This is a genomic window from Symbiobacterium sp. (assembly GCF_040797425.1).
Classification (GTDB): Bacteria; Bacillota; Sulfobacillia; order Symbiobacteriales; family Symbiobacteriaceae; genus Symbiobacterium.
In genome coordinates, this window is the sequence record NZ_JBFNEH010000027.1 from 21,071 (window position 1) to 34,215 (window position 13,145).

The window sequence follows — 13,145 nt, forward strand, 5'->3', positions numbered from 1 at the left end:
GGCGGGCGCGTGCGTCGGCATCAGCGGCAGGCGAGGGCCAGCGTCGACCGGACCCGACGGATCACCTCGTCGGTGAACTCCGTGGTGCGGGCGGTTCCGCCCAGGTCGGCGGTGCGAACCCCCGCCGCCACCGCCTCCAGGCAGGCGTCCTGGATGGCCTGGCCCACCCGCTGGTAGTCCGGGTTCGGCATCTGCCGCAGCAGGGCCCCGGCGGCCAGGTGCATCGCCATAGGGTTGGCCACGTTCTTCCCCTGCAGGCTCGGCGCGGTGCCGTGGGGCGCCTCGGCCATGACCACCTGCGGCTGAAGGTCGTCGTCAAAGGCAATCAGCAGCGACTCGGAACCGGCGATGGAACCGTAGAGCGCCAGCACCAGGTCCGAGAGGATGTCGCCATCCCGGTTCAGGCAGGGCACCACCAGCGGCCGGCTCGCCCGCCCGATCAGCAGGGCGTAGGCAGCATCGATCAGCTGCGGGTCGTACGGCACGTCCGGGTGCCGCCGGGCGGCCTCGTCCATGGCCTCCTTGAGCAGGCCTTCGTAGGTGGGGGAAACCGTCCACTTGGGGCCGCCGAAGACCACGCCGCCCATCTGGCGGGCCAGGCGGAACGCAAACTCGGCGGCGGCCCGGCAGTTGCGGGCGGAGATATAGGTCGTGCGGTAGGCGCGCTCCTCGTCGCCCTCGCCCTCCCGCCACTCCTTCGCCTCGTACGCGTCTTCCGTCGCCATGCGCACCACGGCGATGGGCGCCTGGATACCCCCGATGGTCTCCACGCCCGGCAGGGCCCGGCCGACGCGCAGGATCACGGTGCCGTTGATCTCCTTGCGCAGGATGGCGTTGGGCGAGCCCACGTCGCCCCGACCCTCGGGGGTGATGGTGGCCGCCTTCAGGCCGTACCCGGCCTCCCGCATCGCAGCGGCAGCCTCGTAGACCACCCGGTTCGCGGTGGCCCGCCGGTTTTCCAGGCTCAGGTCGTAGCGCACCAGGTGCAGCGGGAGCCCGATCACGTCGGGGCGCAGAACCCTCAGAGCCTCCTCCAGCAGTTCCTGGCCGGTCTGATCTCCTTCGAGTACGACGATGGTCGGCACGTGCGTCATCGACTCCAGCCTCCTTCCTGATGTCCTCCCTCATCCTACCTGCTGGCGGGCCCGCTGTTAAGCCCCTTTTGTTCCACAGATCAGAACGATGTTCTATTTTATCCATTCCCCACAGGAATAGTCGCAACAGTAAACCCCCGTTTGCGTTGCGCAAACGGGGGTTGAGCGGTGCGTTCGTCTCAGGACTGACGGCTCAGGGCCACCGCGATCTGGGCGCCCACCCGGGCGTTGTGCTTGACCAGCGCCAGGTTGGCCTCCAGCGCACGGCCGCCGGTGACCTCCTTCATGCGGGCGAGGAGGTAGGGCGTCACCGCCTTGCCCGTGATTCCTTCGGCCGCCATGGCCGACAGGGCCTCCTCGATGTGCCGCTCCAGCTCGGCCGGGTCCAGGGCGTCAGCCTCGGGAATGGGGTTGACCACCAGCACGCCGCCCGGGATGTTCGTCCGCCGCCGCGCCCGGATGATCGCCGCCGCCTCCTCGGGGGTATCCACCCGGGCGTCCACGCCGAAGCCGGCGTCGCGGGTGTAGAAGCCGGGGAACCGGTCCGTCTGGTACCCCAGCACCGTGACCCCCAGGGTCTCCAGCACCTCCAGGGTCGCCCCGATGTCCAGCACCGACTTGGCACCGGCGCAGACCACCGTGATCTCCGTCCGGCCCAGCACCGTCAGGTCGGCGGAGACGTCCCACACCTGCTCCGCGCGGCCCGGCGCGCCCCGGTGGACGCCGCCGATGCCGCCGGTCACGAACACGTCGATGCCCGCCGCCCGGGCGATCGTGGCGGTGGACGCCACGGTGGTGGCCCCGAGCTGCTTGCGGGCCAGTACTATCGGCATGTCCCGCAGCGACACCTTCACGGCCTCGGGCGAGGTCGCCAGGCGCTCCAGCTCCGCGTCGGAGAGCCCCACCTTGCAGCGCCCGTCGATCAGGGCAATCGTGGCGGGCACCGCGCCCTCCTCCCGGACGATCCGCTCCACGTCGCGGGCCATCGCGAGGTTCTCCGGATACGGCATGCCGTGGCTGATGATGGTGGACTCCAGCGCCACCACCGCTCGGCCCTGTTCCAGCGCTTCCCGGACTTCGGGCGAATAGGACAACAGGTACTTCATCCGCGCTACCTCCTTACTGCTTCCAGGCCCCACCGAACTGCTTCAGACGACACGTTGGAGGTTACCACGACTTCGCCGGCCCGGAGCGGCATCACCCAGTTGATGTGGCCGTCCCGCACCTTCTTGTCCCGCCGCAGGAAGGGCTCCAGGCTCTGCGGGTCCAGGCCCGCCGGCAGCCGCGTGGGCAGCCCCAGCCGTTCCAGGAGACGCTCGAGCCTGAGCTGCAGTTCCCCGTCCCGCAGAATGCCGCTGCGTCTTGCGATGGCAGAGGCCGCCACCATGCCCACGGCCACGCACTCACCGTGGAGCCAGGCGCCGTAGCCGCTGGCTGCCTCCAGGGCGTGACCGACGGTGTGGCCGAAGTTCAGGATCGCCCGCAGCCCCTTCTCCTGCGGGTCCGCGGCGACGACCTCGGCCTTGATGCGGCAGCTCCGCTCCACGATCTGCTCCAGCACGCCCGGGGCGTGCCCGAGCACGTTGCCCACCTGGACCTCCACGTACTTGAGGAACTCCTCGTCGCGAATGACGCCGTACTTCACCACTTCGGCCATGCCGGCGGCAAGCTCGCGCCGGGGCAGCGTCCTGAGCGCGCCCACGTCCGCCACCACCAGCGCGGGCTGGTGGAAAGCGCCCACCAGGTTCTTCCCCTGGGGCAAGTCGATGCCGGTCTTTCCGCCCACGGCCGAGTCCACCTGTGCGAGCAGGGTGGTGGGCACCTGCACGAAGGGGATGCCCCGCAGGTACGTGGCCGCCACAAAGCCGGCCAGGTCGCCCACCACCCCGCCCCCCAGCGCCACGATGGCGCTGGACCGCTCCAGCTCTGCCTTGACGCAGCTGGTATAGAGGCTGAACGCGTGCGAAAGCGACTTGGAAGCCTCGCCGGCGCCCACCGTCGCCCGGCTGGTCTTGATCCCCGCGGCCTCGAGCACGTCGCGCACCAGGTCACCATACAGCGGCGCCACGTTTGCATCGGTCACCAGCAGCGCTCGGCGCGCCTCGGGCAGCCGGCTGCGCACCAGGCGCCCCAGCTCCCTGAGCAGCCCATCCCCGATGTAGATGGGGTAGCGCTGCTCGCCGAGTTCGACCCACACCTCTTTCACCAGCGCCGCCCTCCTTTCAGGTAGGTTGTCCACGCAGGATGTTCATGATTTCGGCCACGATCTCGTGCAGCGAACGGTTCTCGGTACTCACGCGCACGTGCGCCGCCGCGGCGTACGCCGCTTGCCGCGCCTCCGCCAGGTCCCGCAGCCGGCCGAGCGGGTCCGGCCCCGCCAGCAGGGGCCTCTGGGCGATGCCCTGTGCGAGGGCCCGGCGGAAAAGCGTCTCCGGCGGGGCGTCCAACCAGACGACCAGGCCGCCCTGCCGCAGGGCCTCACGGCTTTCGGCCCACAGCACGGCGCCGCCGCCAGTGGCGATCACCTGCCCGTCGCGGGCCGCCACCCGTCGGATGACCTCGGCCTCCCGCCGGCGGAAGCCCTCTTCCCCCTCCTCCGCGAAGATGGCGGGAATGGGGCGGCCGGCTTCCGCCTCCACCAGCGCGTCCGTATCGACGAAAGGCCGGCCCAGCCTCTCGGCCAGAAGCCGGCCCACTGCAGACTTGCCAGAGCCCATCAGCCCGATCAGGACGATGTTCACCCTTGCACCCCCGCCGCGGACTCACCGCTGGGCGACCCGCCCGAGGTAGCCCCGGTAGTTCCGCAGGGCCTCATCCAGCGAGTCGCCGCCGAACTTCTCCGCCACGAAGCGGGCCAGCTCGAACGCCGTGACGCACTCCGCGATCACCGCCGCCGCGGGCACGGCGCACGTGTCCGAGCGCTCGATGCCCGCCACCGCCTCGACGTGGGTGTCGATCTCCACCGACCGCAGTGGCTTGTAGAGCGTGGCAATCGGCTTGAAGGCCACCCGGACCACCAGGTCCATGCCGTTGGTCATGCCCCCCTCCAGACCGCCTGCGCGGTTGGAGTGGCGGAAGTATCCCCGCCCGGGGCTCCAGCCGATCTCGTCGTGCACCTGCGAACCCCGGCGGCGGGCGGCGGCAAAGCCGTCGCCGATCTCGACGCCCTTGGCAGCCTGGATGGAGAGCAACGCCGCACCCAGGGCCCCGTCGAGCCGCCGGTCGTAGTGGACGTGGCTTCCCAGCCCCGGCGGCAGGCCGGTGGCGACCACCTCGACCACGCCGCCCAGGGAATCGCCGTCCCTCCTGGCGGCGTCGATCTCGGCCACCATGCGGGCCGAGGCCTCCGGGTCGGCGCACCGCACCGGGCTTGCCTCCGCCCGGGCCACCAGTTCGTCCAGCGGCAGGCCCTCGGTGCCAGCTGCCTCCACGGGCCCGATGGAGCGTACGTGGCCCGCCACCCGGATACCGAAGGGCGCCAGGAACTGCTTCGCCAGGGAGCCGGCCGCCACCCGCGCGGCGGTCTCCCGGGCCGACGCCCGCTCCAGCACGTTGCGCAGGTCGGCGTGGTCGTACTTGAGCGCCCCGGCCAGGTCTGCGTGGCCCGGCCGGGGGCGGGTGCGCACCTTCTGGGCCGCCCGCACATCAGAGTACGCCTCCACCGGCGTGGGCGACATGACCTCCGTCCAGTTCGCCCAGTCCCGGTTCGGCACCAGCAACGCCACCGGGCTGCCCAGGGTCCGGCCGTGGCGGATGCCCGACAGCACCTCCACCCGGTCCTGCTCGATCTTCATCCGGCCGCCCCGTCCGTAACCGGACTGGCGCCGGGCCAGGTCCCGGTCGATCGCGGTCAGGTCCACCGGCACGCCCGCAGGAAGTCCTTCCACAATGGTGACCAGGGCGCGCCCGTGCGACTCTCCCGCCGTCAGGTAACGCAGCATATCGGGCACGCCCCTTTCTCTCTGTCCGCGTCTTTCCCATCCGGTTCCCCGGCGCAGGGAGAGCGCAGCACCTCAACCGGCGTACCAGGCCCAGATCTGGCTGCCCCACAGCAGGGTTACCAGCCCGCCCAGGGCGAGGAACGGCCCGAACGGCAGGTGCCCCTTGCGCCCGACCTTGCCCGTGGCCAGCAGCACGCCGGCCACCAGCCCGCCCAGCACGAAGGCGAAGAACAGGGCCATGGCCACCCACTTCAGGCCCAGGAAGAGGCCCATCACCAGGGCGAGCTTCACGTCACCCATCCCCATGCCGCCGGGCACCAGGACGGCCAGCAGGTAGAAGAAGGCGAAGGCCGCCGCACCCCCGCCCAGCGCGGAGAGCCACGACTTGTCGCCGTAGGGCGCCAGCAGCATCACCAGGAGCCAGGCCACCAGGCCGAACAGGACCAGCTCGTTGGGGATGATGCGGTCCTGCAGGTCGACGAAGGCGGCCACCAGGAGGATGGCAACGAACAGCAGCTGGTGCCAGAAGTACGGCGTGAGGGGGTGCGTCAGGCCCAGCAGCGCCACGGCCAGCCCGGTCACGCCGACCAGGGCCCACCCGGCCCACGGCGGTGCCGGCTGGGGAAGCCAGCGGACGGAGAGCCGGGCCCCCAGGTATCCGAGCACTCCGCCGAGGCCCGCGCCGACGGCTCCGCCCAGCGCCGGCGCCAGCGTCGCCGCGCCGCTCATGACGCCGCCTCCAGGGCGGCCAGCGCCGCCGCCCGCATGACCTCCACCGGCCCCCTCCGGCCGAACCAGTACTCCCAGGAGCACGCGCCCTGGTGCACCAGCATGGAAAGGCCGTTGATGGTGAGGAGCCCCCGCTCCCGCGCCTCCCGCAGCAGCCGGGTCTCCAGCGGCCGGTAGATCGTATCGTACACCACTGCGCCCGGGGGCAACAGGGAGACGTCGTCCAGGGGCGTGTGGTCGACATCGGGCGCCATCCCCACGGGCGTGCAGTTCACCACGAGTCCGGCCTCGGAGAGGGCCTCCCGCGCCTCCTGCGACCCCACGTCGGCCACGGCGGCCACCACAGGCTGGTGGGCGCGGGCCAGGTCGGCCAGCAGGAACTCGGCCCGGGCCCGGGTGCGGTTGATGATGGTGATCTTCGCCGCACCGGCCATCGCCAGGTGCAGCGCCACCGCCCGTGCGGCGCCGCCCGCGCCCAGGAGGACGACGTGGCGCCCGGCCACGCGGACGCCCCGCTCCTCCAGGCTGATGAGGAAGCCCCACCCGTCGGTGTTGTACCCGATCAGACGGCCGCCCCGGTTGACGATGGTGTTGACCGCGCCGACCTGGCGGGCCGTGGGGGCGACCTCGTCCAAATAGGCCATGACGGCCTCTTTGTGGGGGATGGTGACGTTGACGCCCAGCAGCCCCAGCGTCCGGATGCCGGCCACGGCCTGGGCCAGCTGCTCCGGCGGCACGTCGAACGCGCCGTACATGGCGTACATCCCCTGTGCGACGAACGCCGCGTTGTGCATGGCGGGCGAGGCGGAGTGCCGGACGGGATGGCCCAGAACGCCCAGGATCCGCCCCGGCCCCAGGTTAGCCGACCGACCCTGCGTCAACTCCGACCCCCCTTTCTCCGGCCCAGCCGACACAGCGCTACTTCTCGGCCTGCACGCCCTGCCGCTGGAGGTAGCTCAGTACACGTCGCTCGATGATCCGCACCAGCCGGGTGCCGATGAACTCGTAGCGGTCGATGGGCACCACGAGGATGGTGTACGCTCCGGCCCGGTTGCCGCCGAGGATGTCGGTGAAGAGCTGGTCGCCCACCACCACGGTCTCCCGGGGCTCCACACCCAGCAGGCGCATCGCGTCGACGAACCCCTTCACCCGGGGCTTGATGGCGTGGCAGATGCACGGAACCCCCGCCCGGGCAGCGAACTCACGCACCCGCATGCCGCCGTTGTTGGAGACGATGCACAGCTTCATGCCGTGCGCCCGCACCTCTTCCAGCCACTCGAGCAGGGCCGGGCTCGGTACGGAATCGTCCCACCGCGCCAGGGTGTTGTCGAGGTCCAGCAGGAGCGCCCGCTTGCCCATCCGGCGCAGCTTGTCCAGGTCAATCTCGAATATGGACTTGCGGTACTCGGCAGGTCGCAGGCGCCGCAACGGCTACACCTCCAGGCTCAGGGGAACATTTTACCACAGGTGTAACCATCCGGGCTAGGGGGCGGCGGCGCCGGCCGAGCCTGCCGCTTCCGGCTGCCGCAGGATGCTGTCGACCGGGCCCACGGACCAGCCGTCGCCGTCCCGGACCCAGGTCTGCCGCACCACGCCGCTGACGACCCGCCCGTCCTGGAACTCCAGCCGTTCCCACACCAAGGCTGTGCCCTCGCGCCGGTACCAGGTCAGGAGCAGCGCGTCGTACCGGGTGAGCCCCGCCCGGCAATGGCTGCGAGGATCTTGCGCAGACGAATGGTGTGTCACCCCAGTCTGGCTCGTATATATGTGATTAATCCTAGCATAACCTTCTTAGTACGAAAGGAGTATTTGGTTGCAAAAACTTCCCAATCCCACGCAATGGCGCACGGTGGGGCCCGACGCCCACCGGACCTTCGCACCGCCGTGGCCCTTTCCGCCTCCTGGACCCCCCAGGCGGTGCGCTGCCCCGGCGCGCTCGCGGCGCTGACCCGCCGCTCCCGCCGGCCCGTCCAACCCCAGCGCTCGCCCATGGGTGCCCCAGGACGCGACAAAGGCCCGGCGCAACCTACCTCCGGGCCTGGTCAGGATCTAGCTTTCGTACCCCTCTTCAAACAGCTCACGGCAGAGTTTCATCACCGCCCGCTTCTCAATCCGGCTCACGTAGCTCCGCGAGATGCCCAGCATCCGGGCGATCTCCCGCTGGGTCTTGCGGGCGCCGCCGGATATACCGTAGCGCAGTTCCAGAACCTGGCGCTCCTTCCCCCCGAGCTTCTTCAGCTTCTCCCGCAGCTTCGACTCGTCCAGCCGCTTGCCCACCAGCTCGGGCACGACGTCGGGGTCTGACCCGAGCACGTCGATCAGGGTGATCTCGTTTCCCTCCCGATCGACGCCGATGGGGTCGTAGAGCGAGACCTCGCCCCGCACCCGCTTGAGGCTGCGGAGGTGCATGAGGATCTCGTTTTCAATACAGCGCGCCGCATATGTAGCCAGTCTCGTGCCCTTGTCGGGCTTGTAGGTGCCAATGGCCTTGATGAGGCCCACGGTGCCGATGGAGATGAGATCGTCCACGTCCTCGCCGGTGTTGTCGAACTTCTTCACAATATGGGCGACGAGCCGGAGGTTGCGCTCGATCAGCACGGCCCGGGCCTCCTCGTCGCCGTTCTGCAGCCGGGACAGGTACTTGGCCTCCTCTTCCTCGTTCAGGGGCTGCGGAAACGTGCTGTTGTTGGCCACGAACCCGGCCAGCAGCAGCATGCTGCGGACGATGGCGGCCGCTAGGGGCTCCAGCATGGAGAGCACCGCGATCCCTCCCCTCCTGTGGGGGATAGCCTATGCGCCCGCGGCTTGACCGGTTCCTCCGGCGCCGGCTCAGGCCGCCGCGTTCTGGCATCCCCCTGTCACCGGGTCGGAGGGGGGAGCAGCCCGAGGACAGTCCTTCCGGCCTTGCCGAACTGCAGGAATGGTTGAGGGGGAAGGCCCTGCCTGCCCTGCGGCTGCGGGTGGAACCCACGGACCTCGAAAGCCTGAGTCCCGTGGAAAGCCACCTCGGGGGGCCGCCCTTCTGGCCGGAGGACGAGCCCTGGCCGGTGTGCGGGCAGTGCGACCGTCCCCTGACCTTCGTCGGCCAGGTCCGGCTCGACGGCGAGGGAGCTCCGCGAGTGGGCCGGGCGAAGCTGCTCACGTTCCACTACTGCTTCCACTGCCTCCCCTGCGATGCGGACGAGGCGTCCGCGTACCGCCTGCGCCTGTATGACGACATCGACGCAGTCAGGCAGTCGCAACGCCCCCGCCCCGATGCCGACGATCCTGACCATACCCGATGGGCTCCCGTGCCGTGCCGGATCACCTTCGAACCGGTGCGTTCCGTGCCGCACTGGTACGATGCCGAACCGGAACTCGCCGGCCTCGATCGGGGTGCCGACCCATGGGAGACGTACCTCGCTGCCGCCCGGGCCGTCGCACCCGCTCCCAACGTGGAGAGCAGGCTGGGCGGGTACCCCGACTGGGTCCAGCGCTCGGACTGGCCCTCGTGCCCGGAATGCGGCCGGCGAATGCACCTGATCTGGCAGCTGGACTCGGAGCCGGAGGCCAGGATCATGTGGGGCGACACCGGGCGGGTCTACGTCTTCGCCTGTCCGCTGTCCTGCAGCGAACACGCCCTGGCGCTGGTGATGCAGTGCTGCTAGGAAGCCGGAAGCCCCGCCGCCACAACAAGGCGACGGGGCTGTTCCTTTGCCACTCGCTCCTCACGACACGCCCGCCGGCGGGTTCAGCAGGTCGCGCGGGGTGATGATACCCAGCAACTCCTCGTCCTCACGGCCGCTTTCCGTGATCAGGATGGCCTCCAGCGACGCGCTGCGCTTCCCCCTCGCCGGCGAGAACAGTTCCACCGCGTCGTACCAGGTGGCATCCCGGGCCACGAACGCAACGCGCCGCCCTCCGTACTCGTCGTGCCGCAGGACGTCGCCCACCGTGACCCCGCCGAAGTCGATGCCACCGTTCTGCACCGAGTCGGCCAGCCACTGGGCCACGCAGCGGGAGGTGAGCAGCCCTGCGAACCGGCGGTCCCGGAAGACGGGGAACTGGGTGTAGTGGTACTTGCGGATCCACCGCAGGGGTTTCTGAATGGGGTCGTCCCACCCCAGCCGCCGGACCTCCCGCTGGAAGAGCGGGTAGACCCGCGGCGGATCGATGATGATATCGGCCAGCCGCTCGATGGCCTCGACCACCTCCGGGCGGGGGTCGGCGATGATGCGGGCGGGGAACTCCCTGTCGTGCACGATGGCGTTGCGCAGTGCGCCGAACTCCTTCAAGTCGTCGGCGTAGCGCCGGACCACGCTGTAGCGCTTGGCCGCCTGGTCTACCACGCTGGCGAAGCCGAAGCGGGAGCGGTCGATGTCCAGCAGGCTGCGCAGGTGGTCGTCGATGCGGTTGTATGCCCGTAGGAACCTTTCAGCCGTCACTGCGCCTCACCTCACCTGAGAGGTACGGCGCTCCAGGAAAGAATTCCTACCGGGGTGGGTGGGCCGGGGCCGGCACCGGTTCACGGCCCGCCTGCCGTTGTGCGCACCTGCGCCATGAAGCCGTCTTCAGCGGTAACCGGGAACCGCTCCGAAGCATACTCCCACTTGCTCTCGACGATCACCTGCCCATCGCGCAGGGCGAACCGCCAGGGTTCCGCGACGCCAATCCAGTTCCCAGACCCATCGGTCACTGCGCGCAGGAACAGAACATAACGCCCGCCCGACGGCATCTCCTTGAACCCTCTGAACTCCGCGGGTTCCCCGCCCCTCGACGCCAGAGAACTGGCCTCCGTAACCAGAATTGTGTCCGGCGCCGACCCTTTCAGGATTTCTTCGACCGCAAACTGGTAGTCGACCCCAGTGATCTCAAGGGACGGGTGAGGCTTTTCGGGATCCCAGGGGTCTCGGGCCAGATTGCGTGTGCCGGCCACCCCTTGTACGGTTCCGACGGCAATCAGCTCCGCCTGCTGCGCCAGTTCCTCCAGCGTCCCCAGCACAAGGTAGTCCCCCTCGGCGCCGGCAACTGCCGCAGGCTCGGGTCTGCCCCATGGAGGCGTCCGGCTCCATGCCGCGTAGCCCACGCACCCGATGACCAACACAGCCAGCGCCAACACAGCGGTAGCCCAGCGCTTCACAGAACACCCCTCCGCGATCTCGGCAATCATATTGCGACGCCGCTCCTACGGGCGAAGTCCCGTGCCCGTGACTCCGCCGCGAGTCGTCGCAACATATCGACGGTGTTGTGCCCCGCAGGGGATTCAGCGAAGGCAACGATTTGCCGAGGTCGCGCACACCCGAGTGTGCCTCCGGCCAGACACACGCGAACAGCGTGGCCACAGGAAGCGTCCTGTACGGCCACGCTGTCTCCGCCGCCCCTTACACTGCCCCTGGCGGCGCATCGGGCCTGTTCGCCTTCACTGGTGCTGAGCAGCACCCTGTGCACATCGGGTCGCGGGTGGTCACGAGACCCGAAGCCAGTCGCCGCAAGGCAATGCCGGAACGTGGCTCACAGCCCGGGCAAGGCCCCGGCGCCCGTGAGCACCACTCAACCCGAACAGGCAGGATGGGCCCGAGCAGCGCCAGCCAACCCGAACAGGCCCCATGGGGCGGCGCGCTACTCCACCACCGCCACCGGGTCGCCCGCCTCCACCGACCCCTGCCGCTCCAGGCGCCAGGACTTCTTCTCATCCAGGTTCGTGAACACCACCGTCGTGGCGAGCGAGGGGACGTCGCCCTGAATCGCGGTGAGGTCCACCTCCATCAGCGGCTGCCCCGCGGTCACCTTCGCCCCCTCGGTTACCAGGATGCGGAAGCCCTTGCCCTGGAGTTTCACCGTGTCGATGCCGATGTGAACCAGCACCTCCAGGCCGCCGGACGTGCGGATGCCCACGGCGTGGCCCGTCGGGAAGAGGTTCACCACCTCCCCGTCCACAGGGCTCACCACCTGTGCGGCGGACAAGATCTCGGGGAAGACGCAGAAGCCGTCGCCCATCATCTTCTCCGCGAACACCGGGTCCGGCACCTCGGTGATGGGCTTCACCTCACCCTTCATGGGCGCCACTACCTTGAGCGGCTGCTTCCTGCCGAACAGACCGAATACCACCTGAAATCGCCTCCTACATCAGCCGCTTGATCGGTTCCTTACGACGATTCCTTTCAGTCCCGCAGCACGCAGACGAGAGTCCCGCAAAGAGCGAGTGTATCACAAACATGATGGACGCTGCGAGAGCCTGTGCGCGCCACTCCTTTCGCCTCAGCTTCGTGCCAGTAGTCTGCCCAAGTGCCTAACCAGCCTGAGGCGATTTGCATACCGTGATGGCGAATCGCTCGCCCGCCGCTTCCCGGTGGGCGCAAGATAGGGGGAGGAACGGCACATGCCCATGCGCAGACTGCGGCTGGTGAGGCTGCTCGCCGCCTTGCTCGTGGCGACAGTGCTGGCGGGATGCGGCAGGGGGACAACCCAGCCGAACGACAAGGTGACCGTCCGGTTCACCGAGGTGATCCACTCCATCTTCTACGCCCCGCAGTACGTGGCCCAGGCCAAGGGCTTCTTTGAAGAGGAAGGGCTCGAGGTGGTCGCCTCCACGGCCCAGGGCTCGGACCGCGGCGTGGCCGCGCTGCTGGCGGGCACAGCCGACATCGCCATGGTCGGGCCCGAGACAACCGTCTTCGTCTACAACCAGGACTCGCCCGTGAAGGTGAAGCTCTTCGCCCAGCTCACGGCGCGCGACGGCTCGTTCCTGCTGGCGCGGGAGAAGCCCGAGGGCGAGTTTGCGTGGACCGACGTCAAGGGCAAGTCCATCATCGGATGGCGGCCGGGCTCCATGCCCCAGCTGGTGGCTGAGGCGATCCTGCGGCGGCACGGCCTGGACCCCGACAACGACCTGGAGTACATCGACAACCTGGCGGCAACCGCCATGGTGGGCGCCTTCCTGAGCGGTCAGGGGGACTACATACAGGTCTTTGAACCTTCCGTCAGCCAACTGGTTCAGGAAGGGCACGCCTACCTGGTCTCCTACCTCGGGGCCGATTACGGGCCCATGCCGTACACCGGCTTCGTGGCCACCGACAGGTTCATCGCCGAGAACCCCGACGTCATCCAGCGCTACACCAACGCCATCTACCGGGCGATCCGGTACGTCTACGAGACCGACCCGAAGGTCGTAGCCGAGGAGGTAGCCCAGTTCTTCGAAGGGACCGACGTCGACCTCCTGGCCGCCTCGATCCAGCGCTACCGGGACGAGGGGGGCTGGGTGCAGACCCCGGTGATGAACCCCGCAGACTACGACGCCCTCCAGGATCTGATGATTGAGGGCGGCGTGCTCGAACCCCACCAGCGTGCCCCCTTTGACGCCATCGCCACCAACCAGTTCGCCCAGGAGGCGGTGAGGCGCTGA

The 13,145-nt window shown here is 69.2% G+C and carries 15 protein-coding genes; 2 read left to right on the forward strand and 13 right to left on the reverse strand.

Features of this window, described 5'->3' with window-relative positions; genetic code table 11:
• Nucleotides 1-20: 20 nt before the first annotated feature.
• The 10 genes from AB2385_RS09920 to sigK all read right to left on the reverse strand — a co-directional run bounded on the left by AB2385_RS09920 (nt 21) and on the right by sigK (nt 8,515).
• Nucleotides 21-1,094, reverse strand: a complete 1,074-nt coding sequence (locus AB2385_RS09920; protein ID WP_367654819.1) for an isocitrate/isopropylmalate family dehydrogenase — start codon at nt 1,092-1,094, stop codon at nt 21-23.
• Between the two features lie 179 nt (nt 1,095-1,273).
• Nucleotides 1,274-2,200 carry a pseudouridine-5'-phosphate glycosidase gene (locus AB2385_RS09925; RefSeq protein WP_367654820.1) on the reverse strand — a complete coding sequence of 309 codons (927 nt, stop codon included), beginning with the start codon at nt 2,198-2,200 and terminating at the stop codon, nt 1,274-1,276.
• A 5-nt stretch (nt 2,201-2,205) separates the two neighbouring features.
• Complete coding sequence (gene aroB / locus AB2385_RS09930; protein WP_367654821.1) at nt 2,206-3,300, reverse strand: 3-dehydroquinate synthase; 1,095 nt, start codon at nt 3,298-3,300, stop codon at nt 2,206-2,208.
• Between the two features lie 16 nt (nt 3,301-3,316).
• Nucleotides 3,317-3,835, reverse strand: a complete 519-nt coding sequence (locus tag AB2385_RS09935) for a shikimate kinase (RefSeq protein ID WP_367654822.1) — start codon at nt 3,833-3,835, stop codon at nt 3,317-3,319.
• A gap of 21 nt (nt 3,836-3,856) precedes the next feature.
• On the reverse strand, nt 3,857-5,035 hold the full coding sequence (aroC, locus tag AB2385_RS09940; protein WP_367654823.1) for a chorismate synthase: 1,179 nt from the start codon (nt 5,033-5,035) through the stop codon (nt 3,857-3,859).
• Between the two features lie 72 nt (nt 5,036-5,107).
• The gene (locus AB2385_RS09945; protein WP_367654824.1) at nt 5,108-5,764 is read right to left on the reverse strand and encodes an A24 family peptidase; all 657 of its coding nucleotides are present in this window, start codon (nt 5,762-5,764) and stop codon (nt 5,108-5,110) included.
• The gene (locus tag AB2385_RS09950) at nt 5,761-6,645 is read right to left on the reverse strand and encodes a shikimate dehydrogenase (RefSeq protein WP_367654825.1); all 885 of its coding nucleotides are present in this window, start codon (nt 6,643-6,645) and stop codon (nt 5,761-5,763) included. The genes AB2385_RS09945 and AB2385_RS09950 overlap by 4 nt, the downstream gene beginning before the upstream one ends.
• Nucleotides 6,646-6,682: 37 nt before the next feature.
• On the reverse strand, nt 6,683-7,192 hold the full coding sequence (locus tag AB2385_RS09955; RefSeq protein ID WP_367654826.1) for a YqeG family HAD IIIA-type phosphatase: 510 nt from the start codon (nt 7,190-7,192) through the stop codon (nt 6,683-6,685).
• Nucleotides 7,193-7,246: 54 nt separating this feature from the next.
• Complete coding sequence (locus AB2385_RS09960) at nt 7,247-7,405, reverse strand: hypothetical protein (RefSeq protein ID WP_367654827.1); 159 nt, start codon at nt 7,403-7,405, stop codon at nt 7,247-7,249.
• 408 nt (nt 7,406-7,813) lie between these two features.
• Nucleotides 7,814-8,515: an RNA polymerase sporulation sigma factor SigK gene (gene sigK, locus AB2385_RS09965; RefSeq protein ID WP_367654847.1), complete on the reverse strand. Its 702-nt coding sequence runs from the start codon at nt 8,513-8,515 to the stop codon at nt 7,814-7,816.
• Between the two features lie 41 nt (nt 8,516-8,556).
• Here sigK and AB2385_RS09970 point away from each other — a divergent pair, with 41 nt between their 5' ends.
• Nucleotides 8,557-9,411: a DUF1963 domain-containing protein gene (locus AB2385_RS09970; protein ID WP_367654828.1), complete on the forward strand. Its 855-nt coding sequence runs from the start codon at nt 8,557-8,559 to the stop codon at nt 9,409-9,411.
• Between the two features lie 60 nt (nt 9,412-9,471).
• On the opposite strand, the gene AB2385_RS09975 is transcribed toward AB2385_RS09970, so the two are convergent.
• The 3 genes from AB2385_RS09975 to AB2385_RS09985 form a co-directional block, all read right to left on the reverse strand.
• Entirely contained in the window at nt 9,472-10,188 is a 717-nt protein-coding gene (locus AB2385_RS09975) for a CBS domain-containing protein (protein WP_367654829.1), read from the reverse strand.
• Nucleotides 10,189-10,268: 80 nt separating this feature from the next.
• Nucleotides 10,269-10,913, reverse strand: a complete 645-nt coding sequence (locus AB2385_RS09980) for a hypothetical protein (protein WP_367654830.1) — start codon at nt 10,911-10,913, stop codon at nt 10,269-10,271.
• 449 nt (nt 10,914-11,362) lie between these two features.
• Nucleotides 11,363-11,851 carry a PTS glucose transporter subunit IIA gene (locus AB2385_RS09985; RefSeq protein WP_367654831.1) on the reverse strand — a complete coding sequence of 163 codons (489 nt, stop codon included), beginning with the start codon at nt 11,849-11,851 and terminating at the stop codon, nt 11,363-11,365.
• Nucleotides 11,852-12,122: 271 nt separating this feature from the next.
• Between AB2385_RS09985 and AB2385_RS09990 the strand changes: the two genes are divergently transcribed.
• Nucleotides 12,123-13,145 carry an ABC transporter substrate-binding protein gene (locus tag AB2385_RS09990; RefSeq protein ID WP_367654832.1) on the forward strand — a complete coding sequence of 341 codons (1,023 nt, stop codon included), beginning with the start codon at nt 12,123-12,125 and terminating at the stop codon, nt 13,143-13,145.

What these genes read in the sequence shown, in the direction of transcription:
- AB2385_RS09970 (WP_367654828.1), top strand. Translation starts at nt 8,557, where the DNA reads ATGCGCCCGCGGCTTGACCGGTTCCTCCGGCGCCGGCTCAGGCCGCCG.
- AB2385_RS09990 (WP_367654832.1), top strand. Translation starts at nt 12,123, where the DNA reads ATGCCCATGCGCAGACTGCGGCTGGTGAGGCTGCTCGCCGCCTTGCTC.
- aroC (WP_367654823.1), bottom strand. Translation starts at nt 5,035, where the DNA reads ATGCTGCGTTACCTGACGGCGGGAGAGTCGCACGGGCGCGCCCTGGTC.
- AB2385_RS09920 (WP_367654819.1), bottom strand. Translation starts at nt 1,094, where the DNA reads ATGACGCACGTGCCGACCATCGTCGTACTCGAAGGAGATCAGACCGGC.
- sigK (WP_367654847.1), bottom strand. Translation starts at nt 8,515, where the DNA reads ATGCTGGAGCCCCTAGCGGCCGCCATCGTCCGCAGCATGCTGCTGCTG.
- AB2385_RS09980 (WP_367654830.1), bottom strand. Translation starts at nt 10,913, where the DNA reads ATGATTGCCGAGATCGCGGAGGGGTGTTCTGTGAAGCGCTGGGCTACC.
- AB2385_RS09925 (WP_367654820.1), bottom strand. Translation starts at nt 2,200, where the DNA reads ATGAAGTACCTGTTGTCCTATTCGCCCGAAGTCCGGGAAGCGCTGGAA.
- AB2385_RS09945 (WP_367654824.1), bottom strand. Translation starts at nt 5,764, where the DNA reads ATGAGCGGCGCGGCGACGCTGGCGCCGGCGCTGGGCGGAGCCGTCGGC.